This is a genomic window from Enterobacter sp. CP102 (assembly GCF_025152625.1).
Taxonomy (GTDB): domain Bacteria; phylum Pseudomonadota; class Gammaproteobacteria; order Enterobacterales; family Enterobacteriaceae; genus Enterobacter; species Enterobacter soli.
This window is the reverse complement of the sequence record NZ_CP104014.1, coordinates 1083511-1109969: the sequence shown is the minus strand read 5'-3', so window position 1 is coordinate 1109969 and position 26459 is coordinate 1083511. Positions and strand designations below refer to the sequence as shown.

The window sequence follows — 26459 nt, the reverse complement described above, 5'->3', positions numbered from 1 at the left end:
TTTCTTCAAATGTCGCAGACGGGTATGTTAGTTGGATAATAATTACACCCTGCATTTCTAATAACAAACGACGTGGTATTCATCTCTATGGCAATCAGTGAATCAACCCAGCCCGTTACGGGCTCTCCGGCGTCGCCGCCACACTCGCGCACGTCCTTTAAAGTTTTAGGCGCAATCAGTCTTTCTCATCTGCTCAACGATATGATCCAGTCTCTGATTCTGGCGATCTACCCGTTATTGCAGTCTGAGTTTTCATTAACCTTCGTACAGATCGGGATGATCACCCTGACCTTCCAGCTGGCCTCATCTCTGCTGCAACCGGTGGTGGGTTACTGGACGGATAAATACCCGATGCCGTGGTCATTGCCGATTGGCATGTGCTTCACCTTAAGCGGGCTGGTATTGCTGGCGATGGCGGGCAGCTTTGAAGCGGTGCTAATAGCCGCAGCGCTCGTCGGTACCGGCTCTTCGGTATTCCATCCGGAATCTTCCCGCGTGGCGCGCATGGCCTCTGGCGGGCGTCACGGGCTGGCGCAGTCTCTTTTCCAGGTCGGCGGCAACTTCGGCAGTTCGCTCGGCCCACTGCTGGCGGCGGTGATCATTGCCCCTTACGGCAAAGGCAACGTGGCATGGTTTGTCCTGGCCGCCCTGCTGGCGATTATTGTGCTGGCGCAGATTAGCCGCTGGTACGCCGCTCAGCATCGGGTGAACAAGGGCAAACCTAAAGTAAAGGTTACCAATCCCCTGCCTCGCAACAAGGTTATTCTGGCAGTTAGCGTGCTGCTGGTGCTGATTTTCTCGAAATACTTCTATATGGCAAGCATCAGCAGCTATTACACCTTTTATCTGATGCAAAAGTTCGGATTATCGGTACAAAACGCGCAGTTCCACCTGTTTGCATTCCTGTTTGCGGTAGCAGCAGGCACGGTAATTGGCGGGCCTGTTGGCGATAAAATTGGGCGTAAATATGTCATTTGGGGCTCTATCCTCGGCGTTGCCCCCTTTACGCTCATTTTGCCGTACGCAAGCCTTGAATGGACGGGAATTTTGACCGTCATCATTGGTTTTATTCTGGCATCGGCGTTTTCCGCCATTCTGGTCTACGCTCAGGAGCTTCTTCCGGGGCGTATCGGTATGGTTTCCGGGCTATTTTTCGGTTTCGCCTTCGGTATGGGCGGCCTGGGTGCCGCGGTGTTAGGGATGGTTGCCGATCACACCAGTATCTTCCTGGTTTATAAAATCTGTGCTTTCCTGCCACTTTTGGGGATGTTGACCATATTCCTGCCTGACAACCGTCACAAAGCGTAATTTATCGGCCGTCAAAGTTTTACTTTGGCGGCCAAACTCCCTGATGCCATAAGGCTTTCCTCTTCTTCTCCCCGCCGAATTTGTCAAAATCTGCTTTTTTTCACGCTTATTGCTGTTTTATTCAAACTTCAACAATTATTCATAAACATCTCGGTAAAAATTGTCATAAACTGTAACTCGGTTTTTTGGTTTTTCGCCAAAAATGGAACACCCCACCACGAAAGGAGACGGAATGCATCACGCCACACCGCTAATCACCACCATTGTTGGTGGACTTGTGCTCGCTTTTATCCTTGGCATGATTGCCAATAAACTGCGTATTTCTCCTCTTGTGGGCTATTTGTTAGCGGGTGTCCTGGCGGGTCCTTTTACGCCGGGCTTTGTGGCGGATACCAAACTGGCTCCAGAACTGGCGGAACTGGGCGTGATCCTGCTGATGTTTGGTGTTGGCCTGCATTTCTCACTGAAGGATTTGATGGCAGTAAAGTCTATCGCCATACCAGGAGCGATCGCCCAGATAGGGGTAGCGACGCTGCTGGGGATGGCGCTTTCGGCCGCACTTGGCTGGTCACTGATGACCGGCATCGTGTTTGGGCTGTGTCTTTCCACCGCCAGTACCGTGGTGTTGCTGCGCGCGCTTGAAGAGAGACAGTTGATAGACAGCCAGCGCGGGCAAATCGCGATAGGCTGGCTGATTGTTGAAGACCTGGTGATGGTACTGACGCTGGTTCTGCTGCCAGCCGTTGCCGGGATGATGGAAAAAGATAACGTCGGCTTTGCGTCTCTGGCGCTGGATATGAGTATCACCATCGGTAAGGTTGTGGCGTTTATCGCCATTATGATGCTGGTGGGTCGCCGTCTTGTCCCCTGGATCATGTCCCGCAGCGCCGCGACCGGTTCCCGCGAGCTGTTTACTCTTTCAGTGCTCGCCCTGGCGCTGGGTATCGCCTTTGGCGCCGTGGAGCTGTTTGATGTCTCCTTCGCACTGGGCGCGTTTTTCGCCGGGATGGTGCTGAACGAATCCGAGCTGAGCCACCGTGCCGCGCACGATACCCTGCCGCTGCGCGATGCATTCGCCGTGCTGTTCTTCGTCTCCGTCGGGATGTTGTTCGATCCGCTGGTCCTGATCCAGCAGCCGCTGGCGGTGCTGGGTACGCTGGCGATCATCATCTTTGGTAAGTCAGTTGCCGCCTTCTTCCTGGTGCGCATGTTTGGCCACTCGCCGCGTACGGCGCTGACCATTGCCGCCAGCCTGGCACAGATTGGTGAGTTCGCCTTCATCCTCGCCGGACTGGGGATGGCGCTGAACCTGCTGCCGCAGGCCGGGCAGAACCTGGTGCTGGCAGGGGCTATTTTGTCCATCATGCTGAACCCGGTGCTGTTCGCGCTGCTGGAGAAATACCTCGATAAAACCGAAACGCTCGAAGAGCAGACGCTGGAAGAGGCTATCGAAGAAGAGAAGCAAATCCCGGTGGATATCTGCAACCACGCGCTGCTGGTCGGCTTTGGCCGCGTGGGCAGCCTGCTGGGTGAAAAGCTGATGGCGCAGGGTGTGCCGCTGGTGGTGATTGAAACCTCACGAACCCGCGTTGATGAGCTGCGCGAGCGCGGCATTCGCGCGGTGCTGGGCAATGCGGCCAATGAAGAGATTATGAACCTGGCGCATCTGGACTGCGCCCGCTGGCTGCTGCTGACCATTCCGAACGGCTACGAAGCCGGTGAGATTGTGGCGTCCGCCCGCGAGAAGTGCCCCCATATTGAGATTATCGCCCGCGCCCATTATGACGACGAGGTGGAGTACATTACCGAGCGTGGTGCCAATCAGGTGGTGATGGGTGAGCGTGAGATTGCAAATACGATGCTGACGCTGCTGGAGAAGCCGCCGGTTGAAGAGGCAGTGACGGGCTAAAAAATGCCTGCTGGCGCTGCGCTTAGCAGGCCTACGAGTAGCCCCGGTAAGCGTAGCGCCACCGGGGTTTTTTATTAACGATTAACGATCCCAGTACGCCTCTTCGAGGCTATCTTCCCGTTCCGGCAGACCACGCGTTAAGCGCGGGGAGTGCTGGTTCAGTACCTGATAACTCACGCGGTTCGCGTACTTACACACCTGCGCCAGCGACGAATAGGTCAGCCAGCTGAACTTGTGCTTGCTGGAGTTCGGTACATTGGTTTTGTGGTACGCGTTGGCGGTGATGTCATGCAGCAGTGCGGCCAGCGCCCCGTCGCCCGCGCCGTTGGTATTCATTATCTTCTCAGGCCCGCCCATATACGGCGCGATGTGCGAGTAAATACGCAACGGGTTCTGGCAATCTTTATGACGCATAGCGCGGCTGAATTCGTACTGGTTGAATTCGGCAATCGAACCCGGCAGCAGAGGATGCTGGGTTTTACGCTTGCTCTCTTCTTCGGTAAAGCCTGCCATATATAACCCAACCGGCCCGGCGGTACAGAGCACCAGATCCACCCAATCCAGCGCTTTGTCCGACGCCAGCAGAGGATCGCTCTCACCCGTTAACGCTTCAGCCTCTTCTTCGTTCATCGCCAGAATCGAGACGTGCTCTTTCAGGAACGCCTGCCACCACTCCGGGTTGTCGGCAATCACGAATTTGGTACCCAGCGTCAGTACCACCGGCACGTTATATTTCTTCGCGTACTCGATCGCCTTCATGGTGGCTTCCGGCATTGGCTCACCCGGCTTGCAGCGGACCAGGTAGGAAGTCAGTACCAGCGCAGATGCGCCGGCAATCACCTCTTCCGGGATGCTGTCGGCGCGCAGTTTGTTCATGTGGCCCGGGCTGATGGCAAAGGTACGCTCACCGGAATCGCTGATAAGCGTAAAGCAGCGACCGATTGGGCCATCGACACCCTGGAGGTAGTTCAAATCGGTACGGCTGGAGGTATTGCACAGGTAGCGGTAGGCATAGCCGCCAATCTCGATATTGCTGCACATCACGCCCAGCAATACGGAGCGGTCATCGGCCAGCACGGAATAGTTGTGCATGGTGTTGCCGATGGTGCCACCGGCAAACTGGTGGGTGATCAGGTTTTCACGCACCAGCTCCTGATACAGCGTTTCGGCCACATCATCTTCAATCACCAGTGAATGCCCGGCACTCAAACCGTAACGTTCGACAAACGCGTCATCCACTTTTGCTTCAATATCCACCAGGGTCTGATCGATACCGACCACCCATGCAGCACTGGTTTCGTTTACCGGCTGAATTTGTTGCAGCAGCGGATCGCGGGCATTGACGGGGAAGTAATGTTTGGATTTACGTTTACCGGGAAATTTCATGGTGTGAGCTATGCAAAGAATATGGGCCGGGAATGGTAGCACAAACCCGGCCTTTAGCGCGATCAGCGGCTGTTTGCCACCAGCGACACCATCATATCGATATGCTCTGAATCGTCGTTAAGTGCAGGAATGTACTCGTATTTCGTACCACCAGCCTCCAGGAAAAATTCCCGGTTTTGCACCGCGATCTCTTCCAGCGTTTCCAGGCAATCTGCCGAAAAGCCCGGCGACATCACCTGAACGTGTTTCACGCCCTTCTCGCCCAGCATTTTCAGGGTTTCATCAGTATATGGCGTGAGCCACGGCTCGCGACCAAAACGCGACTGGAAGGTCATCATCACCTTCTCCGGTGGCAACCCGAGCGCTGAAACCAGCTCTCGCGTGGTATCGCGGCAGCGCTGAGGATAATCATCACCTTCGTCAGCATAGCGCTGAGGAATACCGTGGTAAGAGAGCAACAGCACATCCGGCTCACCGTGTTTTGCAAACGATGCCCGGGCACTGCTTGCCAGCGCTTTAATATAGAGTGCGTTATCAGCGTAATCGCGAATGAACGTGATACCCGGAATACGGCGACGAGTGGCGAGAATACGCGCCAGTTCATCCCATACAGCAGCAACCGTCGAGCAAGAGTATTGCGGATAAAGCGCCAGCACCACGATGTGATCAACGCCCTGTGAAAGCAGCTCATCAACCGCACTGGTAAGTGAAGGTTTGCCGTAGCTCATCCCCAGCGCCACCGGCATATCCGGCAAACGGGCCGCAAGGGCTTTCTCCTGGCGACGACTGTAGACCATCAGCGGCGACCCTTCTTCCATCCAGACGGACTGGTAGAGTTTTGCGACACGCGGAGAACGAATCGGCAGAATGGCTCCGCGCAACAGCGGCCACCACAGCAGTCTCGGGGTATCCACGACGCGGGTGTCGCTCAGAAATTGTCGCAGGTAACGTTTTACCGCTTCTGGAGTGGGTGCATCTGGAGTGCCCAGATTGGCAAGCAGGATGCCGGTTTTCGCCTGACTCATTCACGCCTCTTAACCATTTGAATGGTTGTCAATTGTAGCGGAAATGCGTTTAAACGGAACCAATTACAGCGAAAGGGAAAATGAGAAGATTTCTCACCCGGAGAACCCGGGTGAGAAAAGTGCAATTAGCCGAGGATTTTTTCCAGCTCTGCACGAACGTCAGCAACGGCCTGGGTACCGTCGACTTTCGCGTATTTGGTGTTACCCGCCTGCGCTTCTTTAGAGTAGTAGCCGATCAGCGGCGCGGTCATCTGATGGTATTCCACCAGGCGCTTACGCACGGTCTCTTCCTGATCGTCTTTACGGGTGGTCAGCTCTTCGCCGGTCACGTCGTCTTTACCTTCAACCTTAGGCGGGTTGAATTTGATGTGGTAAACGCGGCCAGAAGCAGCGTGTACGCGACGACCCACGATACGGTCAACGATCAGCTCGTCTGGCACGTCGAACTCCAGAACATAGTCTACGTTGATGCCCGCTTCTTTCATGGCGTCAGCTTGTGGGATGGTACGTGGGAAGCCGTCCAGCAGGAAACCGTTACGGCAGTCTTCCTGAGCAATGCGCTCTTTCACCAGAGCAATAACCAGTTCGTCAGTAACCAGTTTGCCTGCGTCCATGATGTCTTTCGCTTGTTTACCCAGCTCGGAGCCAGATTTAACAGCGGCGCGCAGCATGTCACCGGTGGAGATTTGCGGAATACCGTATTTCTCCATGATGAACTGAGCCTGAGTTCCTTTACCCGCGCCCGGAGCGCCAAGCAGAATAATACGCATTGCGAAAATCCCCTCAAAAGTTGGTTCAATTTTTCAAAAGCGCTAAACAATACCACCAGAACGGACGTGGCTCAAGGAAGGCGGGACGGCTGAAACGGTTAATGAGGGAGAATATTTGGGTTAGTGCGATTTGATGCCCTCCCCCGGGTCCTCTCCCTGTGGAAGAGGGAGAAGACCAGGGGAGGCGTGGTCAGTTACGCCAGCAGCAGCGCATTCACACGTTTAATGAAGAGGTTAGGATCTTCCAGCGTGCCGCGTTCGGCCAGCAGAGACTGGTCCAGCAGCAGTTCAACCCACTCGGCAAAGCGTGCTTCGTCCTGGGTGTCTGCCGCACGTTTGACCAGCGGGTGATCCGGGTTCAGCTCGAAGATATATTTCACTTCTGGCATTGCCTGGCCCGCCGCAGCGAACAGTTTTGCCATCTGGGTGCCCATTTCGTCGGCATCGGTGGTGACAATCGCCGGAGTATCGGTCAGACGATGCGTGAAACGCACCTCTTTCACACGGTCACCCAGCAGGGTTTTCACACGCTCAACGAACGGCTCCAGCGCTTTTTCGGCTTCTTTCGCGCTTTCATCCACTTCATCTGCCAGCTTGTCGATGGATTCATCGGCTTTGGCAACGGACTGGAAGGATTTACCGTCGAACTCGGTCAGGTAGTTCATCATCCATTCATCGATGCGGTCAGAAAGCAGCAGTACTTCGATGCCCTTCTTACGCAGCAGCTCCAGGTGCGGGCTGCTCTTCGCGGCGGCATAGCTGTCGGCGGTGATATAGTAAATCTTCTCCTGCCCTTCCTTCATGCGCGCTACGTACTCTTCCAGCGACACGGTCTGTGCTGAAGAGTCAGTATGCGTGGAGGCAAAGCGCAGCAGCTTAGCAATGGCTTCGATATTGCCGGAATCTTCCGCCGGGCCTTCTTTCAGCACCAGGCCGAACTGTTTCCAGAAAGTCTGGTATTTTTCAGCATCGTCTTTCGCCAGTTTTTCCAGCATCTGCAACGTACGTTTGGTCAGCGCGTTACGCAGGTTACGGGTGACGGTGCTGTCCTGCAAGATTTCACGGGAGACGTTCAGCGGCAGATCGTTAGAGTCGATCAGGCCGCGCGTAAAGCGCAGGTAGTTCGGCATGAACTGCTCGGCTTCATCCATGATGAACACGCGCTGGACATACAGCTTCAGGCCGTGCTTGTGATCGCGGTTCCACATGTCCCACGGTGCCTGCGCCGGAATGTACAGCAGGCTGGTGTACTCCTGCTTACCTTCCACGCGGTTGTGGCTCCAGGTCAGCGGGTCAGTAAAGTCGTGGGCGATGTGCTTGTAGAATTCGTTGTATTCTTCGTCTTTGATTTCAGACTTGTTGCGCGTCCACAGCGCCTGCGCCTTGTTGATCTTCTCCCAGGAGACTACGGTTTCGCCGTCGTTCTCTTCCTGTTTTTCAATCTCTACTGGCAGCGCAATATGGTCGGAATACTTGCTGATGATCGAGCGTACGCGCCAGTCATTCAGGAAATCGTCTTCGCCTTCACGCAGATGCAGAGTGATCTCAGTCCCGCGATCCGCTTTGGTGATATCCGCAACGGTGTACTCGCCTTCACCCTGGGATTCCCAGAACACGCCGTTTTCAGCGCTCTCACCCGCAGCACGGGTGCGTACGGTCACTTTGTCCGCCACGATAAATGCAGAGTAGAAGCCCACACCAAACTGGCCAATCAGCTGGCTATCTTTAGCCTGGTCTGAGCCCATGGATTGCAGGAACGCTTTGGTGCCTGATTTAGCGATGGTGCCGAGATGGTCAATGACTTCATCACGGGTCATACCAATGCCGTTATCGGCGATGGTCAGCGTGCGGTTCTCTTGATTAAAAGAGACACGCACGCGCAGATCGCCATCGCCTTCATACAGATCCGGGTTAGACAGCGCGCGGAAACGCAGCTTGTCCGCCGCATCGGAGGCGTTGGAAATCAGCTCACGCAGGAAGATTTCTTTATTGGAATAAAGGGAATGGATCATCAGATGCAGAAGCTGTTTTACTTCTGACTGGAAACCACGGGTTTCTTGTCCTTTCATCTAAGTCGACCTCAACAATGCCATTTAATGGGGTTTTAAAACGTTGAGTGAGAGATGGGGATAGAGCTGAGAGTTTTCAAGCGGAGGCCACGCACGCAGCCTCCGTTTGTTCAGAAAATAATCTTGTGACGCCCGGCCAGAGAGTGCGACAGCGTGGTGCCATCGACCATTTCCAGCTCGCCACCAACCGGTACGCCGTGGGCGATACGGCTGGCGTCAACGCCTGCCTCTGCGCACAGTTCGGCGATGTAGTTGGCCGTTGCCTCCCCTTCCACCGTTGGGTTGGTGGCGAGGATCACCTCTTTGATCGTTTCGGACTTAAGACGCTGTTCAAGGCGGTCAAGACCGATATCATCCGGGCCAATACCGTCCAGCGGAGAAAGATGCCCCATCAGCACGAAATAGCGCCCCGAAAACTGCCCGGTTTGTTCGATAGCGTAGATGTCCGCCGGACTCTCCACCACGCAAATCTGACCGTTTTCCTGACGACGCGGGTTCGAACAGATGTTACAGACGTCCTGCTCGGTAAACGTACGGCAATCCGCACAATGACCAATTTCTGACATGGCGCGGGTCAAAGCCTGCGCCAGGCGCATCCCGCCGCTGCGGTCGCGCTGCAAGAGCGTGAACGCCATGCGCTGCGCCGACTTCGGGCCAACGCCCGGCAGGCAACGCAGTGCTTCCATTAACTGCGTGAGCAGCGGACTGGTTTGCATCAGAATGGCATCTTGAAGCCCGGCGGCAGTTGCATACCGCTGGAGACAGAGGCCATTTTCTCTTTCTGAGTTTCGTCGATACGGCGAGCAGCATCGTTGAACGCGGCAGCAACCAGATCTTCCAGCATCTCTTTGTCGTCTTCGAGCAGGCTTGGATCGATTTCAACGCGGCGGCAGTTGTGCGCACCGTTGATGGTCACTTTGACCAGACCCGCGCCAGATTCGCCCGTGACTTCCAGCTGAGCGATCTCTTCCTGCATCTTCTGCATTTTTTCCTGCATCTGCTGAGCCTGCTTCATCAGGCCACCCAGACCGCCTTTACCACCAAACATAGGCTTCTCTCTTCTTTCACGTTTAATGATTACAACCGTAAGTCAGACTCACGATCAAATGGGGCGAATACTCTCTTCATCCAGGTCCGCGTCGAAGAACCGGCGCAGGGTCTGGATGTTGTTATCCGCAATAATCGACTCACGCGCCTGCGCGAGCTTCTCTTCATAAATAGCCTGTCGCCACTCCAGTGGCGTTCTCACCGCCGGATTATCATCTTCAATGATAGTCAATTCAACCGGCGAACCCTGTAATGTGGCGAGCGCCTCAGCCAGCGCTTTTTGCGCACCCGGGGAATTCAGGTGCCGCTGCCCAGGACGCAGATGCAGGCGAACCTGATTGCCGTCCTGCTCTTTCCAGGCATTAAGCGCCACCTGCTCCACCAGCTTCGGCAGCTGTAATTTGCTGACTTCTGCGGCCCAGGCATCGCGCTCAACAGACTCTTCGGCCAGCTTCGCGGCCAGCTCCGGCGTTTTTTCATGTTCCAGCGCCTTTTTCAGCGCTTTCGGGGTGGCGACCTCTTCTTTTACCGTTTCGATAATCGTGGTCGCTTTCCAGCGGTAAGCCTCTTCCTTCACCGGGGCTTTTTGCTCAAGCGCGGACGGCGCGGGGCGCGACTGCACGCGCTCCGTTACCGAAGCCAGTCGTTCAAGCGCGGCGTTATTTACCGGCCGCGCTCTGCCTGGCGCTGCCGGTTCACTCTTTTTTGGTTTGGTTGCTCCCTGCGCACGTTGCAACTGGCTTCGTGCGGCAAGCACCGAACTGGTGGCATCCGACAGCGGCACATTTTGCTGTGGCGGCGGTGTCGGTTGCGGCGGCACCTGCTGTGGCGACATTACTGCCGTGGGCGCGACCGGGGCAAAAGAGTGTTGCGGGGCTTCCGGCTCCGGTAGCGGCATTCGCGGGTGGAACGCCAGCGCGCGCAGCAGGGTCATCTCAACGCCCATGCGGCGGTCGGGTGCAAACGGTAACTCTTTGCGGCCAATCAGCAGCGTCTGATAGTACAACTGCACATCGGTTGGCGGCACGGTGCGGGCAAGTTCACGCATCCGCTGCTCTATCACCGCCATATCGGCACCAATGGCCGATGGAGAAAGTTGCAGCATCGCCACACGGTGCAAAAGACTGAGCATTTCAACCAGCAGCCCTTCCCAATCAACACCGCGCGCCGCCGCCGCGTTGACCAGCGACATCACACGTTCGCCGTTGGCGGCGATCATCGCTTCAATCAGCGACAGCGCCTGGTCATCGTCCAGCGTGCCGAGCATGGTGCTGACCGCATCGGTCGAGAGTTTACCGTCGCCGCTGGCGATGGCCTGATCGGTAAGGCTTAATGCATCGCGAAGGCTACCGTCAGCCGCGCGCGCCAGCAGTTGCAGGGCACGCGGTTCATGGACAATCTTCTCTTCATCGAGAATGCGCTCAAGCTGAGCGCGGATCTGTTCAACGTCCAGCGCTTTAAGATGGAATTGCAGGCAGCGTGACAAAATCGTCACCGGCAGCTTTTGCGGATCGGTGGTCGCCAGCAGGAATTTCACATGCGCAGGCGGCTCTTCCAGCGTTTTCAGCAGGGCGTTGAAACTGTGGCGCGACAGCATGTGCACTTCATCGATCAGGTAGACCTTAAAGCGCCCGCGCGCCGGTGCGTACTGGACGTTATCCAGCAGATCGCGGGTATCTTCGACTTTGGTGCGCGAGGCGGCATCAATCTCAATCAGATCGACAAAACGGCCTTGCTCGATTTCGCGGCAGTTATCACACACACCGCAAGGCGTGGCGGTGATCCCGGTTTCGCAGTTCAGACCTTTTGCCAGCAAACGGGCAATAGAGGTTTTACCGACGCCACGGGTGCCGGAGAAAAGATAGGCGTGATGGATGCGACCTAGCGACAAGCCGTTCGCCAGGGCCGTCAGCACATGTTCCTGACCGACAACGTCAGCAAAGGTTTGTGGTCGCCATTTACGGGCTAACACCTGATAACTCATGGGCAGGCTCTGCAACGCTGGAAGGTGAATTTATGGAGGGGAATGCTATCACAACCTCACCCATTGAGCGAGGTTGTGACTATCGGGATCAATGACCCGGGAATGGTACCAGGCTGTAGCTGGTAATACCTTGTTTTTCCAGGCGCTGCTCGCCGCCCAGATCGAACAGGTTGATGATGAATGCGGCGTCAGTCACTTCACCACCCAGACGGCGGATCAACTTCACGGTCGCTTCAATCGTGCCGCCAGTCGCCAGCAGATCGTCCACCACCAGCACTTTGTCGCCTGGCTTGATGGCATCCACGTGGATTTCCAGCTGATCGGTGCCGTACTCCAGCTCGTAGCTCTCAGCAATGGTTTCACGCGGCAGCTTGCGCGGCTTACGCACCGGCACAAAACCCACGCCCATTGCCAGCGCAACCGGTGCGCCGAACAGGAAGCCACGGGCTTCAGTACCTACTACTTTGGTGATCCCGGCGTTCTTATAACGCTCAACCAGCAGTTCAATGCTGAGCGCGTACGCTTTCGGGTCTTCCAGCAAGCTGGTGACATCACGGAAAAGAATGCCAGGCTTTGGGTAATCCTGGATGCTTTTGATGCTGTTTTTCAGATATTCAAGCTGCTGTGCAGTTGCGGTCATCGGTTTGTGCCTAAATAAAACAGTGTTACTCACAGTGCGCGTAAGAGGTTGGCAAAGGTAACAATTGTTTAACCTTTAACCAGGCGTACCTGTGCTCGAAAACGGTCGAATTTACTGGCTACGCAAGATAATTGCAACAGACATTATAAGGCGTCAGTGCTTTTGTTGCTTTTCATCAACCACCGGGATCCGCCACATAAAGATAAGCAGGCAACTCAGGATCACCAGCAGCAGAAGACGTACCCACATCATTTTCACCAGCCATAATGAAATAGCGAAGGTTAACAGAATAACGGCAATCGCCCGTGGCTTAGCGCCAGGCGGCATTGCACGGTATTTCTGCCAGTGGCGCAGATAACCGCCAAACCATGAGCGATACAGCAGCCAGTGGTGAAAGCGCGGCGAAGAGCGGGCGAAGCACCAGGCCGCCAGCAGAATAAAGGGCGTGGTTGGCAGGAGCGGCAAAACGACGCCCAGTGTGCCAAGTACTACCGCGAGCCAGCCAATGATGATTAGAATAGTACGCTTCATAATGCGAATCGTTATCAAACTTAACGGCTACTTTACCACTGGAGAGCGCATTGAAAACAGCCTTGCTTCTGAATACGCTGCAAAATCAGATGGCGCTCCTGCGTGAGCAGGCCACGCCGCTGATGGGACATGCAACGCTGAAACCGCGCTTTGATCGGCAGCTTTTTCGCACCCGAAGCACCTTGATAAAGGATTATCTTGATGAGGCGCAGGCGAATCTCGATGAGTTGCGCCACGCGGTTCAGAGCGAGCACGCCGAACAGGTGGCCTGGCTTGCGGAGCACCTTACCGAACAGATAACCGCCCTGCACCGTGAAATTGCGGCCTGGCCGCTGCGTATGTGGGACAGTGCTTCATCGGGTGCGGGCAAATGGCAGCGCAAGCGACTGGAGAACCAGGAATTTGAACGCCGCCTGTTTGAGATGAAGCGCGAGCGCGAAACGCGCCTGAACAACAGTGAAACGCTGGAAGAGCAGCAATTATTGATGCGAGAAATAACCGCCCTGGAAGGACGCCTTGTCCGCTGCCGTCAGGCGCTGGATGAGATTGAACGTGTTATAGAACGTCTGACCCGCTAAAAGGAGCCGCGAATGTCACTGGAAAATGCCCCCGACGAGGTCAAACTGGCCGTTGACTTGATTATGCTGCTGGAGAATCACGCGATCCCGGTAGAAACGGTGCTGAAAGCGCTGGAGATTGTGAAGAAGGATTTTGAGGGAAAATTACCCTCACCCTGAGGGGAAAAGGTTCCCCAGTAATTTTTGTCTTTATTCCGCGATGAAATAACGCCATTGAAATAAAAGGCTTACAGCGGCGCCATGGTCCGGCCGAAAATCGCCGAAGCGTTTCCTGTAGGCCGGGGCGAGGCGCATGGATGCGCCGAGAGGGCGCGACTTGCATGGACGCTGCATCGCGCCCGACCCGAAAGCCGAAAGGAATAAGCTGAGGGTACCGCGAAGCGGCGATTTTCTTGCCGGGAGCCCGGGTCGCCAGGGTAGCGGCGGTGAGCTACCCTGGCACGTTCACGGGTATTGTGGTGACAGAGTAGCAAGGAACATACAGTGAACGGAATGACCACCACAGCCGTATGTTTCCCCTCACCCCAACCCTCTCCCCAAAGAGGAGAGGGAGCCGTCCGTGCTCGTATTTTTTGTGGGGTTCCCTCAGCCCTGATGGCGAGGGGGAAAACATCCGCAGGCGTTAAGCCGGAGTAGGATCGTCACCCTTAATCTCGCGCTTCACTTCCGTATGCTCGTCACCTTTTTCATTACGCAGGTGAACCTCAAGCTGATTGAAGGCGATATTGATGTCGTTTTCACGACACAGACGATCGATAGAGCGGTTCAGCTCATCCACGGTGTAGCTGCGATCGCGCAGTTCACGCACGTATAAGCGCAGTTCGTGATCCAGCGTGCTCGGGCCAAAGGTGGTGAAGAATACTGACGGTGCCGGATCGTGCATCACTTTCGGGTGTTCGGATGCCGCCTTAAGCAGAACCTCTTTCACTTTATCCAGATCCGATCCATACGCCACGCCCAGGCGGATCACCACGCGGGTTACCGTGTCGGAGAGCGACCAGTTAATCAGGCGCTCGGTCACGAACGCTTTGTTCGGGATGATCACCTCTTTACGATCGAAGTCAGTGATTGTGGTGGCACGAATACGGATCTTACTGACCGTCCCGGAGAAGGTCCCGATGGTCACGGTGTCGCCAATACGCACCGGGCGTTCGAACAGGATAATCAGACCAGAGACGAAGTTACCGAAGATCTCCTGCAAACCAAAACCCAGACCAACCGAGAGTGCCGCGGCCAGCCATTGCAGTTTGTCCCACGACACGCCAAGCGAGCCAAAGACCGTCATCGCGCCGACAATAATGATCACGTAGTTCAGGATTGTGGTAATGGCATACGATGCCCCCTGACGCAGCTTGAGTCGCGACAGCACCAGCACTTCAAGCAGCCCCGGTAAGTTTCGGATCAGCGCCCAGGCGACCATCGACGACACCAGCGCAAAGAGCAGGCTGCCCATTGTGACGCTTTTCATCACCGTCGCTCCGGCTTCAGTACCGCTGTACTGCCAGAGGGTGATACTGTCGAGATACGCAAATACGGTGATTAAATCAGACCAGATAGCCCAGAACATCACCCCGAACAGCGACACCATAACCAGCATGGTGATACGCAGCGTCTGCTGGTTCACCTGCTCCAGGGCAATGGTTGGCTCTTCCTGCGGTTCTGCGCCTTCGGCCCCCTCTTTCACCTGATGCTGACGACGTGCAATCGCACGGCGATAAGCGATACGGCGAGCCGCCACGCTCAGACCACGCAGTACCGTCTGATACAGCAGGTTCCAGACGATCACCAGATAAACGGTTTCAATCCAGCGCCCGGAAAGACGCAGCGTGGTATAGAAATAGCCTGTTGCGGTCAGCACCATCAGCGCCAGTGGGATAATCGCCAGTACCGTCACGGTGACCAGACGAATATTGTGGGACTCTTTATCACGCCAGCTGTCACGGCACATCGGCCACATCAGAACGGCAATCAGCAGCAGGTTCAGCAGAATAACCAGCTGGCCCAGTACGTCATCCATCAGATGCAGCGGAGAAAGCTCAGACACCACCGACCAGAAGTGCAATGGTAAGAGCGCCAGGCTGATACGCACAATCTGACGACGCCAGTGGCTGGTCAGTTTCTCAGGCATGTTGAAGTGGCGCACGGCAACGCCGTCTTTTTCCAGCACTTTCCAGCACACGCCAAACACCAGCCAGAACAGCGCCAGTTTTTTACTGAATGCCCACAGCAAATCGCTGATATTGAGCTGCATGGTGAGCAGGATCAGCCCGGCCGCCAGAATTAACAGGCAGACCGGCAGGGCGCGGATCAGGTCAATCAGGATCGCTTTTGGCGTATGAAGCTGACTGTCGTTGCGCAGTTGCCCCACTTCCTGAGCCAGCTTCGCCTGGTATTTTTTCAGCCAGCCAAGACGCCAGCGAATCAACCCTGCAATCAGCAGTAACGGCAAACCGGCCAGGAAGGCAATCATCACCGCAGGCCAGGCTTTCTCCCAGTTCACGGTGATTTTCATGCTCTTGATCTGCGTTTTCAGCGTTTCCGGGAAGGATTTAATCCAGTCCCAGTCCATCGGCTTGTTGCTGTTTACCCAGAAAATTTGCTGAGTCAGGATCTCCTGAAGATTTTTAGAGACGCTGACTAACTGCTGCTGATTGATTTGCAGGTTAATCGCCATCATCAGCTGGTTACCAAGCTGCTTGTTGAGCTGGTCAAGCAGCTCGCGGCGCATATCCACCACCTGCAACAGCGCATCGTGAACCTCAGGGTTCACTTCACTGGAGTGGCCCTCCTCCACTTTGGCAACAAAGGCATCGCTCTGGAAAAGCGTGTCGCGCTGCTGGTTTACGTCAAATTGTTCCAGACGCAAATCGGCAATGCGGTTGGTCATGTCTTCCAGCTCATCCGCGGACGGCAGCGTCTGCTGTTGCTGGTACAAAATGCGTGACAACAACAGGCTACCTTTCAGTACGGCAATCTGCTCTTTAATATTGCGTTCTGCCTGGAGCGCACGGTCCAGCCAGTTTTTCACTTTAATGTTTTGCTGAACCAGCGAGTTGCCGCTTTCGGTCGCCTGAATCAGGCGCTGGCTGAGCTGATGGTTAACCTCCAGCTCCTGTTTAACCAGCGGGTTGGCCTGAATACGGGCCGTCTCGTCTGGCGAAACGGCCTCCTGCGCGGTTTTTTCCGTGAGCGTCAGGCGCTTGCTGTTGACCGCCTCCTGCAACAGCTGAAGCTGGTGCTCAAGACGATTAATGTTTGCAGTGACGTAATCGCGTTGTTTTTGCAGCGTATCCTGCAAGACAGTATTGCCTTCCAGACTCTTACGTTGCTGTTCGATTTGCGCGTTAAGAAGCGATTGCTGGCACAGCAGCAGCGTCTGCTGGGTAGGACGTAATGCCCCTTCCCCAACGGTGGTGCCATTCAGACGGTTGCGGATTTGCTGTAGCTGTTGGGATGCCGAATACATCGCGTTTTGCACGCGCTCTGGCTGGGTTTGCAGCGACACCAGTTGGCTATTGTAAGTGGCCAGGTCGGACTGACCGGTTTGCAGGTCGTCCAGCAGCTCCGCTACGCGAGACTCCAGCTGACGCAGCGACAGCGTCGAGAGCGTTTTGCGGGTTTCATCATCGTTATCAACGTCGCTTAACGCATTCAACGCCTCAGTTGCCTTGCGCATATTGTCCGGCGCCTGGGCAACCTTCTGGCGAAGCTGGGTTGTTTCTGCTTTCACGCGCTCAATTTTATCAAGCGTTTCCAGCGTTTCGGTTAAATCCTGCTGGACGAGTTTGTCTTGTGGCGATAGATCTTTTTGCTTGTTCAGGGTATCGAGTTGCGACTGAACATCGGCACGCGTGGGAACGTCATTGGTGTTATCTGCGCGAGCATAGGAAGCCGGTGTTGCCGCAAAGAAAAACAGCATGACAAAAATAAATGCAAAAACAGAGTGTTGCGAGCGATTGTAATGCAGCATAGTCATGAATGTGATATGTGAGAATGACCGAAAATAGTCCGGCATGCAGGATATCACGCCCGCGTTTTGCAGAATAGCGCGAACCGTAACCTCTGGGAGAAATCCTGGAACGACTTAAGCTGGCAGGGACGTTGTTTCGCCGCGAAGCGTTGGGCTAAGCTGGCACATCTCCAGGAAAATCGCGACGTAGTCGCGCGCTTCTTTTTTCAAATCAAATGACTGGGGAGAGAAAAGCCAGTTTTCCATCAGGCCCGAAATATAGGCGCGCATCAGGATGGCTGCCCGGCGGGTCAGTAAATTGGCAGGTAACATTTTTGCCTGAATACATTGATTTAGCGTATATTCTATACGGTCATAGCTTTCCAGACTCAGACTTCGTTGCGCCTGCTGGACAACCGCCATTTCGCCAACGAACTCGCATTTGTGGAAGATAATTTCCATCATTAACCGGCGGCGTTCTTCAACGACTGTTGCTTCAAGGATATATACTAAAATTTCTCTCAATACTGAGAGTGGATCGTCGGGGAATTTTGCCCGATACTCAGTCTCTAGATCACTAATACTGGATTCTGAAAGCTCCCAGATTTCACTAAACAGATCTGACTTGTCTTTAAAATGCCAGTAAATCGCTCCCCGCGTCACCCCAGCGGCCTGAGCAATCTGAGCCAGTGAGGTTGAAGACACACCTTGCTGAGAGAACAAACGCATAGCCACATCAAGTATGTGTTGACGAGTTTCAAGCGCTTGTTGTTTGGTTTTTCGTGCCATGCGTCAGTGAATTTACAGGAGTCAGATTTACATACATTTATGAATGTATGTACCATAGCATGACGATAATATAAACGCAGCAATGGGTTTTTAGACTCAGGACCCTTGATCAATTTGAAATCGGACACTCGAGGTTTACATATGAACAAAAACAGAGGGTTAACGCCTCTGGCGGTCGTTCTGATGCTCTCAGGCAGCTTAGCGCTAACAGGATGTGACGAGAAACAGGCTCAACAAGGCGCTCATCAGACACCAGAAGTGGGTGTGGTGACGCTCAAGTCCGAACCTCTCCAGATAACAACAGAATTACCCGGTCGTACCAACGCTTACCGCGTTGCCGAAGTTCGTCCTCAGGTGAGCGGTATCATCCTGAAACGTAACTTCACCGAAGGTGGTGACGTTGAAGCCGGCGTTTCTCTGTATCAGATTGATCCAGCAACCTATCAGGCCGCATATGAAAGCGCGAAAGGCGATCTGGCGAAAGCCGAAGCCGCAGCGAAAATTTCGCAGCTGACGCTGAATCGTTACAAAAAACTGCTTGGTACTCAGTACATTAGTCAACAGGATTACGATACTGCCCTGGCCGATGCACAACAGACCAATGCAGCCGTCGTCGCGGCTAAAGCTGCCGTTGAAACTGCACGTATCAACCTGGCGTATACCAAAGTGACCTCTCCTATCAGTGGTCGTATTGGTAAGTCTTCCGTCACGGAAGGCGCGCTGGTCCAGAATGGACAAACTACTGCGCTGGCCACCGTGCAGCAGCTTGATCCTATCTACGTTGACGTTACCCAATCCAGCAACGATTTCCTGCGTCTGAAACAAGAGCTGGCAAACGGTACGCTGAAACAGGAAAACGGTAAGGCGAAAGTAGAGCTGGTCACCAGTGACGGCGTTAAATTCCCGCAGGCGGGTACACTTGAGTTTTCCGACGTCACCGTTGATCAGACCACCGGTTCTATCACCCTGCGTGCCATTTTCCCGAACCCTGACCACACCCTCTTACCGGGTATGTTTGTTCGCGCACGTCTGGAAGAAGGGACCAACCCAACCGCTATTCTGGTTCCGCAGCAGGGTGTGACCCGTACGCCACGTGGCGATGCGAGCGCGCTGGTTGTGGGTGCAGATGACAAAGTCGAAACGCGCAATATCACTGCAACGCAGGCGATTGGCGACAAATGGCTGGTAACGGAAGGTCTGAAAGATGGCGATCGCGTGATTGTCACTGGTTTGCAAAAAGTACGTCCTGGCGCACAGGTAAAAGCACAGGAAGTCGCTTCTGACACTCAACAAAAAGCCGCAGCCGACGGTCAGTCAGAACAAACCAAGTCTTAACTTAAACAGGAGCCGTTAAGACATGCCTAATTTCTTTATCGATCGCCCCATATTTGCGTGGGTGATTGCCATTATCATCATGCTTGCAGGGGGTCTGGCGATCCTGAAGCTGCCGGTCGCGCAATATCCAACGATTGCGCCACCAGCCGTTTCAATCACCGCGACCTATCCTGGGGCTGATGCCAAAACGGTGCAGGACACCGTGACTCAGGTTATCGAACAGAACATGAACGGTATCGATAACCTGATGTACATGTCCTCAAACAGTGACTCAACCGGTACGGTTCAAATCACCCTGACCTTCCAGTCAGGTACTGATGCGGATATCGCCCAGGTTCAGGTACAGAACAAATTGCAGCTGGCAATGCCGCTGCTGCCACAGGAAGTACAACAACAGGGTGTGAGCGTCGAGAAATCGTCCAGTAGCTTCCTGATGGTTGTCGGCGTTATCAACACCAACGGCACCATGACCCAGGAGGATATCTCCGACTACGTGGGCGCCAACATGAAGGATGCTATCAGCCGTACTTCTGGTGTGGGTGACGTTCAGCTGTTCGGTTCTCAGTACGCGATGCGTATCTGGATGGACCCGAATAAACTGAATAACTTCCAGTTAACGCCTGTCGACGTGATCAGCGCCATTAAAGCGCAGAACGCCCAGGTTGCAGCCGGTCAGTTAGGTGGTACGCCACCGGTGAAAGGCCAGCAACTTAACGCATCCATCATCGCGCAAACGCGTCTGACCTCAGCGGAAGAATTCAGCAAAATTCTGCTGAAAGTGAATCAGGACGGTTCACAGGTACGCCTGCGTGACGTAGCGAAAGTCGAACTGGGTGGTGAAAACTACGACATCGTGGCGAAGTTTAACGGCAAACCGGCTTCGGGTCTGGGTATTAAACTGGCCACCGGTGCAAACGCCCTGGACACGGCGACAGCTATCCGTGCAGAACTGAAGAAGATGGAGCCGTACTTCCCGTCAGGTCTGAAAATTGTTTACCCGTATGACACCACGCCGTTTGTAAAAATCTCGATTCACGAAGTGGTTAAAACGCTGGTCGAGGCGATCATCCTGGTATTCCTGGTGATGTACCTGTTCCTGCAAAACTTCCGTGCGACGCTGATCCCAACCATCGCCGTACCGGTTGTTCTGTTGGGGACATTTGCCATCCTTGCGGCATTCGGCTACTCGATAAACACCCTGACGATGTTCGGGATGGTGCTGGCCATCGGCTTGCTGGTGGATGACGCCATCGTGGTGGTAGAAAACGTCGAGCGTGTGATGGCCGAAGAAGGGCTACCACCGAAAGAAGCCACCCGTAAATCGATGGGGCAGATCCAGGGCGCGCTGGTCGGTATCGCAATGGTGCTGTCTGCGGTATTTATCCCGATGGCCTTCTTTGGCGGGTCTACCGGTGCGATTTACCGTCAGTTCTCCATCACCATCGTTTCGGCGATGGCGCTGTCAGTCCTGGTGGCGTTGATTCTGACACCTGCCCTGTGTGCCACCATGCTGAAGCCTGTTCAGAAAGGCGGCCATGGCGAACATAAAGGCTTCTTCGGCTGGTTTAACCGCATGTTTGATAAGAGCACGCACCACTACACCGACAGCGTAGGTAACATCCTGCGCAGTACCGGTCGTTACCTGGTGCTGTATATCATCATCGTGGTGGGCATGGCTTACCTGTTTGTTCGTCTGCCAAGCTCGTTCCTCCCAGACGAAGACCAGGGCGTGTTCCTGACAATGGCGCAGCTTCCGGCAGGTGCATCGCAAGAGCGTACCCAGAAAGTGCTGGATGAAGTGACCGATTACTACCTCACCAAAGAGAAAGACAACGTTGAATCCGTGTTTGCGGTTAACGGCTTTGGCTTTGCAGGTCGCGGTCAGAACACCGGTATCGCCTTCGTTTCTCTGAAAGACTGGGCAGATCGTCCGGGCAAAGAGAACAAGGTTGAAGCCATCACCGGCCGTGCGATGGGCACCTTCTCGCAAATTAAAGATGCGATGGTCTTCGCCTTTAACCTGCCAGCGATCGTTGAACTGGGTACGGCTACCGGCTTCGACTTCCAGCTGATTGACCAGGGGGGTCTGGGTCATGAAAAACTGACGCAGGCACGTAACCAGCTGTTTGGTGAAATTGCTAAACACCCTGATCTGCTGGTTGGTGTTCGTCCGAACGGTCTGGAAGATACGCCGCAGTTCAAGGTCGATATCGATCAGGAGAAAGCGCAGGCATTGGGTGTTTCTATCAGTGACATCAATACCACGCTGGGCGCTGCCTGGGGCGGAAGCTACGTCAACGACTTCATCGACCGTGGTCGTGTGAAGAAAGTGTACGTTATGTCTGAAGCGCAATACCGTATGTTGCCGAACGATATCAATAACTGGTACGTACGCGGCACTAACGGCCAGATGGTACCGTTCGCCGCCTTCTCTACGTCGCACTGGGAATACGGTTCACCGCGTCTGGAGCGTTACAACGGTCTGCCATCGATGGAAATCCTCGGTCAGGCTGCTGAAGGCAAGAGTACCGGTGAAGCAATGGCAATGATGGAGCAACTGGCCAGCAAGCTGCCTTCGGGTATTGGCTATGACTGGACGGGTATGTCCTATCAGGAACGTCTGTCCGGTAACCAGGCCCCTGCCCTGTACGCAATTTCACTGATTGTCGTGTTCTTGTGTCTGGCAGCGCTCTATGAGAGCTGGTCGATTCCGTTCTCCGTTATGCTGGTTGTTCCACTGGGTGTTATCGGCGCACTGCTTGCCGCAACGTTCCGTGGTCTGACTAACGACGTTTACTTCCAGGTGGGCCTGCTGACAACCATTGGCTTGTCGGCGAAGAACGCGATACTTATCGTGGAATTCGCCAAAGATCTGATGGAGAAAGAAGGTAAAGGCCTGATTGAAGCGACGCTTGACGCGGTTCGTATGCGTCTACGCCCAATCCTGATGACGTCACTGGCGTTTATCCTCGGCGTTATGCCGCTGGTTATCAGCTCTGGTGCTGGCTCCGGCGCGCAGAACGCAGTAGGTACAGGTGTAATGGGCGGTATGGTCACCGCCACCGTTCTCGCTATCTTCTTCGTACCGGTGTTCTTCGTGGTGGTTCGTCGCCGCTTCAGCCGTAAGAATGAAGATGTTGAGCATAGTCACTCAGTAGAACATCACTGATACCGGTTTCACCCGATAAAAAGGCCGCATTAGCGGCCTTTTTCATTTCACACTAAAAATCATAAATTACGCTTATTGTCGGATTATTTATTTTCTGCCATCTTAATAAGGTATATCATATTTAACCGTTAACTTAATCGACGAGCTTATGGTTTTTTTAATTTCATTTCTCCGCTTAGATTATTAGGAATAATCCTAATAAAGAACACGGAAGTGAAGAAAGTCTGAATCTGGACTTCATTTGAAGGTTAATGCTAACCCGATGAATCATAAGGATCCGGTTAAAAGCATGCGCTGATAAAGTTAAAAATGCCACACATAAACCTTGCTATTGCGTGCAGGCTCGAAAACCTGCTTTTTAATTGTAATTTTTCGTAATAGCGCGGTGAAATCTTGAAAGGAGTGGCTTATAGTTAGAGTTATCAGGAACACAGCACGTTGCGGCTAAGTATGTTGTATCCATCCCGACAATGATGTTCGGTGAGTAAGAAATCACTCAGAAGGGGATGCGCTATGGACGAGTACTCGCCAAAAAGGCATGATATCGCGCAGTTGAAATTTCTCTGCGAATCCTTGTACCATGACTGCCTTGCCAATCTTGATGAAAGTAACCACGGCTGGGTGAATGATCCAACCTCTGCCATCAATTTACAGCTAAATGAGTTGATAGAACATATCGCGACCTTCGCACTTAATTATAAAATTAAGTACAATGAAGATAATAAACTGATTGAGCAAATTGACGAATACCTGGATGACACCTTTATGTTGTTCAGCAGCTACGGCATTAACGCACAGGATTTGCAAAAATGGCGTAAATCGGGAAACCGCCTATTCCGCTGTTTCGTCAACGTGAGCAGAGCGAACCCTGTTAGTTTATCCTGTTAAAATTATTACAATGACTAAGGTGAATTTTATGTCTGATAAACCATTAACCAAAATCGATTATTTGCTGCGTTTGCGACGTTGTCAGTCAATAGACACGCTTGAACGTGTTATTGAAAAAAATAAATACGAGCTTTCTGATAATGAACTGGCTGTATTTTATTCAGCGGCTGACCACCGTCTTGCAGAACTCACCATGAATAAGTTGTATGACAAAATCCCTTCCTCTGTATGGAAGTTTGTCCGTTAATCACGAACTGTTGACCGTTGAGACTGAACACCACTTTCTAAGCTGAATTCACCTTTCGCATTGCTAACCCTGTGAGCCGGACAGGCCCCCTTAACAAATGTGCTCATCCGCAACAATGTTGTGACTGTAATCACACTCCGTTTTCGGGAACGTTCCCATTCTGGTTTATGACCATTACCCTGTAGGTGATCGATTTTTCCAGTGAGGCTCCCATGAGTGAAGAAAAGCAAAAAATGATTGCAGGTGAACACTATCGTCCCGGTGACGATACATTACGGGCCGATCGCTTGCGTGCCCGCCAGCTGGTTCATCGTTACAACCACACGTCGCCAGACGACAAACCTGAACGCCAGTCGATCCTGGCGGAATTACTGGGACAAAGCGAAGGGGCCTATATTGAGCCAAGTTTCCGCTGCGATTACGGCTACAATATCTACCTCGGTAAAGAATTTTACGCTAACTTTGACTGCGTGATGCTCGATGTCTGCCCAATCCATATTGGTGATAACTGTATGCTCGCGCCAGGCGTTCACATCTATACGGCAACACATCCACTGGATGCCACCGAACGTAACAGCGGTGTTGAGTATGGTAAACCGGTGACCATCGGTAATAACGTCTGGATCGGCGGACGTGCGGTGATAAACCCTGGCGTGACGATTGGTGATAATGTGGTGGTGGCTTCTGGGGCCGTTGTCACAAAAGATGTTCCCGCTAATGCGGTCGTCGGTGGTAATCCCGCCAAGATCATCAAAATGCTGTAAGGGTGTGTCGGGTAACTGTTATGATCTTTCCCCGCATAACTGTTACTTTTTTCACCCTATCCGCTCCACTAAAATAGGCAGATCCCCTGTATTTTCAAAATTCATGAAGGCAAAAAATGACAGAGATACAGCGCCTGCTCACCGCCACCATCGACGACCTGAACATTCGCGAAAAGCGTGACAATCGCCCGCGCTTTAGCATTAGCTTTATTCGTAAACATCCTGGTCTGTTTGTTGCGATGTACGCCGCCTGGCTTGCCACGCTGATTGTGATGCTGCGTTCTGAAACCCTGGTGGATTCGGTCTGGCTTCTGGTTGTGTTGTTTGTGGTGTTTAACGCGTTCTTCTTCTTCGACGTTAATCCTCGTTATCGTTACGAAGATATCGACGTACTCGATTTTCGCGTCTGTTATAACGGCGAATGGTACAACACCCGCTTTGTGCCCTCTGAGCTCATCGACAGCATTCTCCACTCACCCGATGTAAACGCCGGGCAAAAAGAGAAGCTGCAAAAAATGGTCGCCACCAAAGGTGAACTCTCGTTCTACGATGTCTTTACGCTGTCCCGCCCTGTTGCAGCGTAATCAGGTGTTGTAAACGCCGGATACCGGACATGAACTGAGAAGCGGAGGTATTACCGTACCCTAATACCAGGCCGGTTTGCCCCTGATTGGTATCAAGGTAGTATCCACTCAATGCAGCAGGTGCCAGCTGAAAAGCTCTTGCCTGCTGCACAATGGCTTTATCATCAATCCCGTCAATAGCCACCGTCAGATGCATTCCGCCCTCACCGGCCAGAACCCGGTGTTCAACATGAAGCTCTGCGCTTAGTGCCTCACGTAGCTGCCTGTACCGTTTACGATAAAGTCGACGCATTGCCGCAAGGTGTCGCGCGTAATGTCCCTCTTCAATAAACAACGCCAGCGTGCGCTGTTCCGCGCGATGCCCGCCACGCAGTAATGCGCCAATTGCCGGCAGCGCCGCCTTCGCAAGCGCAGGCGGCAACACCATAAAGCCAATACGAAGTGAGGGAAAAAGCGTTTTGCTGAAGGTACCCAGATAAACCACCGGCGCGTGCTTTATCATGCCTGACATAGCCGGAACCGGCTCACCGGTGTAGCGAAATTCACTGTCATAGTCATCTTCCACAATCCACGCCTTTTGCGCCTGAGCCAGCTCCAGCAGCGCCAGACGCCGACGGGCGCTGAGTACACTGCCATAAGGAAACTGGTGTGAAGGTGAAGTAAAAATGAGTGAGGGAGCGTCTGAACGCTGCCCCTCCCAGCGCATTCCTTCATCATCAACGGGCATCCCGACCATCGTAAGTCCCGTTTTGGCGAATGCGCTTTTTGCCCCTGCATAGCCGGGATCTTCAATCCAGGCGATATCCCCGGGTTCGCTCAGGAGCAACGTGCACAGGTTAACGCCTTCGAGCGCGCCTTCGGTGATGACAATCTGGCTGGCATCGCAGGTGATCCCGCGCGATAACGCAAGGTGTCGGGCAATGGCCTCGCGCAGGGACAGCTCCCCTGCGGGGTCGCCATAGCCCAACAGGGCACTGCCCTCTTCCCGCAGTACCCTGTCGTATAAACGCCGCCATAATGGCAGTGGAAAATAGTTAATGGCGGGCGTTCCCGGAGTAAATGCAGGAACCGGCGTTCCCCGTGGCGTAGGCGCAGGCAATAATAAAACGCGTTTTGCGAGCGTGACGGCAGGCTCGGGTGAAGGATGGGCAATATTACGCTTTGCCAGCAGCGCTACCCGCGTACCCTGGCGGTTTCGCAGCAAATAGCCTTCAAGCGTAAGCTGCTCCAGCGCGGCATTCACCGTGTTGCGTGAAAGCCCGAGCTGCTGCGCGATGACACGAGAGCCGGGCAATCGCGATTCCGCCTGCAACCGTCCGTGCAAAATAGCCTCCCGCAAAGCGAGGTAGAGCGCGCGTTGCAACGTTTCTGCTCCGCGCTTTTTCAGCGTATCCAGGATCAGGGTATAAAATTCATCGCCGGGTATATTCATCTTTCCTCCGTGGTACCAACAAAACATATCCTGGTGGTTCTTTTTAAGGAACCAG

At 53.8% G+C, this 26459-nt stretch carries 22 protein-coding genes and 1 other annotated feature; of the genes, 10 read left to right on the top strand and 12 right to left on the bottom strand.

Annotated features, from left to right (window positions below; translation table 11 throughout):
- Positions 1–87: 87 nt before the first annotated feature.
- Positions 88–1308, top strand: coding sequence for an MFS transporter (locus N1249_RS05180; protein WP_166717274.1), 1221 nt, complete (start codon positions 88–90; stop codon positions 1306–1308).
- A gap of 232 nt (positions 1309–1540) precedes the next feature.
- Entirely contained in the window at positions 1541–3217 is a 1677-nt protein-coding gene (ybaL, locus tag N1249_RS05175; RefSeq protein WP_259835053.1) for a YbaL family putative K(+) efflux transporter, read from the top strand.
- Positions 3218–3298: 81 nt separating this feature from the next.
- Here the strand turns inward: ybaL and N1249_RS05170 are convergent, their stop codons facing one another.
- The 9 genes from N1249_RS05170 to N1249_RS05130 all read right to left on the bottom strand — a co-directional run bounded on the left by N1249_RS05170 (position 3299) and on the right by N1249_RS05130 (position 12669).
- Positions 3299–4603, bottom strand: coding sequence for an inosine/guanosine kinase (locus N1249_RS05170; RefSeq protein WP_259835051.1), 1305 nt, complete (start codon positions 4601–4603; stop codon positions 3299–3301).
- A gap of 62 nt (positions 4604–4665) precedes the next feature.
- Positions 4666–5628, bottom strand: a complete 963-nt coding sequence (hemH, locus tag N1249_RS05165) for a ferrochelatase (RefSeq protein WP_259835049.1) — start codon at positions 5626–5628, stop codon at positions 4666–4668.
- Positions 5629–5753: 125 nt separating this feature from the next.
- Positions 5754–6398, bottom strand: coding sequence for an adenylate kinase (gene adk / locus N1249_RS05160; protein WP_014069168.1), 645 nt, complete (start codon positions 6396–6398; stop codon positions 5754–5756).
- Positions 6399–6592: 194 nt separating this feature from the next.
- Positions 6593–8467, bottom strand: coding sequence for a molecular chaperone HtpG (gene htpG, locus N1249_RS05155; protein WP_259835046.1), 1875 nt, complete (start codon positions 8465–8467; stop codon positions 6593–6595).
- Between the two features lie 110 nt (positions 8468–8577).
- Complete coding sequence (recR, locus tag N1249_RS05150; protein ID WP_166717271.1) at positions 8578–9183, bottom strand: recombination mediator RecR; 606 nt, start codon at positions 9181–9183, stop codon at positions 8578–8580.
- Positions 9183–9515 (bottom strand): YbaB/EbfC family nucleoid-associated protein, encoded by a 333-nt coding sequence (locus N1249_RS05145; protein WP_003858972.1) that lies wholly within the window; start codon positions 9513–9515, stop codon positions 9183–9185. Before N1249_RS05145 ends, recR begins: the two co-directional genes overlap by 1 nt.
- A gap of 54 nt (positions 9516–9569) precedes the next feature.
- Complete coding sequence (gene dnaX / locus N1249_RS05140; RefSeq protein WP_259835043.1) at positions 9570–11498, bottom strand: DNA polymerase III subunit gamma/tau; 1929 nt, start codon at positions 11496–11498, stop codon at positions 9570–9572.
- Positions 10176–10240, bottom strand: a sequence feature (DnaX frameshifting element). It overlaps the preceding gene by 65 nt.
- 88 nt (positions 11499–11586) lie before the next feature.
- Positions 11587–12138 (bottom strand): adenine phosphoribosyltransferase, encoded by a 552-nt coding sequence (gene apt, locus N1249_RS05135; RefSeq protein ID WP_000127359.1) that lies wholly within the window; start codon positions 12136–12138, stop codon positions 11587–11589.
- Positions 12139–12291: 153 nt separating this feature from the next.
- On the bottom strand, positions 12292–12669 hold the full coding sequence (locus tag N1249_RS05130) for a DUF454 family protein (protein WP_259835041.1): 378 nt from the start codon (positions 12667–12669) through the stop codon (positions 12292–12294).
- Between the two features lie 50 nt (positions 12670–12719).
- Between N1249_RS05130 and priC the strand changes: the two genes are divergently transcribed.
- Both priC and rsmS read left to right on the top strand, forming a co-directional pair.
- The gene (priC, locus tag N1249_RS05125; RefSeq protein WP_259835039.1) at positions 12720–13247 is read left to right on the top strand and encodes a primosomal replication protein N''; all 528 of its coding nucleotides are present in this window, start codon (positions 12720–12722) and stop codon (positions 13245–13247) included.
- 12 nt (positions 13248–13259) lie between these two features.
- On the top strand, positions 13260–13406 hold the full coding sequence (gene rsmS, locus N1249_RS05120; protein WP_259835037.1) for a pleiotropic regulatory protein RsmS: 147 nt from the start codon (positions 13260–13262) through the stop codon (positions 13404–13406).
- A 463-nt stretch (positions 13407–13869) separates the two neighbouring features.
- Here the strand turns inward: rsmS and mscK are convergent, their stop codons facing one another.
- On the bottom strand, positions 13870–17217 hold the full coding sequence (gene mscK, locus N1249_RS05115) for a mechanosensitive channel MscK (protein WP_259837996.1): 3348 nt from the start codon (positions 17215–17217) through the stop codon (positions 13870–13872).
- Positions 17218–17331: 114 nt separating this feature from the next.
- Positions 17332–17985, bottom strand: a complete 654-nt coding sequence (acrR, locus tag N1249_RS05110; RefSeq protein ID WP_259835035.1) for a multidrug efflux transporter transcriptional repressor AcrR — start codon at positions 17983–17985, stop codon at positions 17332–17334.
- A gap of 141 nt (positions 17986–18126) precedes the next feature.
- Between acrR and acrA the strand changes: the two genes are divergently transcribed.
- From acrA to N1249_RS05080, 6 genes are all read left to right on the top strand, one after another.
- Positions 18127–19320, top strand: a complete 1194-nt coding sequence (acrA, locus tag N1249_RS05105; RefSeq protein WP_259835034.1) for a multidrug efflux RND transporter periplasmic adaptor subunit AcrA — start codon at positions 18127–18129, stop codon at positions 19318–19320.
- Positions 19321–19342: 22 nt separating this feature from the next.
- The gene (gene acrB, locus N1249_RS05100; RefSeq protein ID WP_259835033.1) at positions 19343–22489 is read left to right on the top strand and encodes a multidrug efflux RND transporter permease subunit AcrB; all 3147 of its coding nucleotides are present in this window, start codon (positions 19343–19345) and stop codon (positions 22487–22489) included.
- Positions 22490–23002: 513 nt separating this feature from the next.
- Positions 23003–23377, top strand: a complete 375-nt coding sequence (tomB, locus tag N1249_RS05095; RefSeq protein ID WP_008499288.1) for an Hha toxicity modulator TomB — start codon at positions 23003–23005, stop codon at positions 23375–23377.
- A gap of 28 nt (positions 23378–23405) precedes the next feature.
- Entirely contained in the window at positions 23406–23624 is a 219-nt protein-coding gene (locus tag N1249_RS05090; protein ID WP_014069157.1) for an HHA domain-containing protein, read from the top strand.
- A 212-nt stretch (positions 23625–23836) separates the two neighbouring features.
- On the top strand, positions 23837–24388 hold the full coding sequence (gene maa, locus N1249_RS05085) for a maltose O-acetyltransferase (RefSeq protein WP_259835031.1): 552 nt from the start codon (positions 23837–23839) through the stop codon (positions 24386–24388).
- Positions 24389–24504: 116 nt separating this feature from the next.
- Positions 24505–24972: a YlaC family protein gene (locus tag N1249_RS05080; protein ID WP_259835030.1), complete on the top strand. Its 468-nt coding sequence runs from the start codon at positions 24505–24507 to the stop codon at positions 24970–24972.
- On the opposite strand, the gene N1249_RS05075 is transcribed toward N1249_RS05080, so the two are convergent.
- Positions 24944–26404, bottom strand: coding sequence for a PLP-dependent aminotransferase family protein (locus tag N1249_RS05075; RefSeq protein WP_259835028.1), 1461 nt, complete (start codon positions 26402–26404; stop codon positions 24944–24946). The genes N1249_RS05080 and N1249_RS05075 overlap by 29 nt on opposite strands.
- Positions 26405–26459: the final 55 nt, after the last annotated feature.

Excerpts from the sequence above, each read along its gene's own strand:
- dnaX (WP_259835043.1), bottom strand. The coding sequence starts at position 11,498 with ATGAGTTATCAGGTGTTAGCCCGTAAATGGCGACCACAAACCTTTGCT.
- htpG (WP_259835046.1), bottom strand. The coding sequence starts at position 8,467 with ATGAAAGGACAAGAAACCCGTGGTTTCCAGTCAGAAGTAAAACAGCTT.
- rsmS (WP_259835037.1), top strand. The coding sequence starts at position 13,260 with ATGTCACTGGAAAATGCCCCCGACGAGGTCAAACTGGCCGTTGACTTG.
- hemH (WP_259835049.1), bottom strand. The coding sequence starts at position 5,628 with ATGAGTCAGGCGAAAACCGGCATCCTGCTTGCCAATCTGGGCACTCCA.
- N1249_RS05170 (WP_259835051.1), bottom strand. The coding sequence starts at position 4,603 with ATGAAATTTCCCGGTAAACGTAAATCCAAACATTACTTCCCCGTCAAT.
- mscK (WP_259837996.1), bottom strand. The coding sequence starts at position 17,217 with ATGCTGCATTACAATCGCTCGCAACACTCTGTTTTTGCATTTATTTTT.
- maa (WP_259835031.1), top strand. The coding sequence starts at position 23,837 with ATGAGTGAAGAAAAGCAAAAAATGATTGCAGGTGAACACTATCGTCCC.
- acrA (WP_259835034.1), top strand. The coding sequence starts at position 18,127 with ATGAACAAAAACAGAGGGTTAACGCCTCTGGCGGTCGTTCTGATGCTC.
- acrR (WP_259835035.1), bottom strand. The coding sequence starts at position 17,985 with ATGGCACGAAAAACCAAACAACAAGCGCTTGAAACTCGTCAACACATA.
- ybaL (WP_259835053.1), top strand. The coding sequence starts at position 1,541 with ATGCATCACGCCACACCGCTAATCACCACCATTGTTGGTGGACTTGTG.
- N1249_RS05145 (WP_003858972.1), bottom strand. The coding sequence starts at position 9,515 with ATGTTTGGTGGTAAAGGCGGTCTGGGTGGCCTGATGAAGCAGGCTCAG.
- adk (WP_014069168.1), bottom strand. The coding sequence starts at position 6,398 with ATGCGTATTATTCTGCTTGGCGCTCCGGGCGCGGGTAAAGGAACTCAG.
- apt (WP_000127359.1), bottom strand. The coding sequence starts at position 12,138 with ATGACCGCAACTGCACAGCAGCTTGAATATCTGAAAAACAGCATCAAA.
- N1249_RS05130 (WP_259835041.1), bottom strand. The coding sequence starts at position 12,669 with ATGAAGCGTACTATTCTAATCATCATTGGCTGGCTCGCGGTAGTACTT.
- recR (WP_166717271.1), bottom strand. The coding sequence starts at position 9,183 with ATGCAAACCAGTCCGCTGCTCACGCAGTTAATGGAAGCACTGCGTTGC.
- N1249_RS05080 (WP_259835030.1), top strand. The coding sequence starts at position 24,505 with ATGACAGAGATACAGCGCCTGCTCACCGCCACCATCGACGACCTGAAC.
- N1249_RS05090 (WP_014069157.1), top strand. The coding sequence starts at position 23,406 with ATGTCTGATAAACCATTAACCAAAATCGATTATTTGCTGCGTTTGCGA.
- tomB (WP_008499288.1), top strand. The coding sequence starts at position 23,003 with ATGGACGAGTACTCGCCAAAAAGGCATGATATCGCGCAGTTGAAATTT.
- N1249_RS05180 (WP_166717274.1), top strand. The coding sequence starts at position 88 with ATGGCAATCAGTGAATCAACCCAGCCCGTTACGGGCTCTCCGGCGTCG.
- acrB (WP_259835033.1), top strand. The coding sequence starts at position 19,343 with ATGCCTAATTTCTTTATCGATCGCCCCATATTTGCGTGGGTGATTGCC.
- N1249_RS05075 (WP_259835028.1), bottom strand. The coding sequence starts at position 26,404 with ATGAATATACCCGGCGATGAATTTTATACCCTGATCCTGGATACGCTG.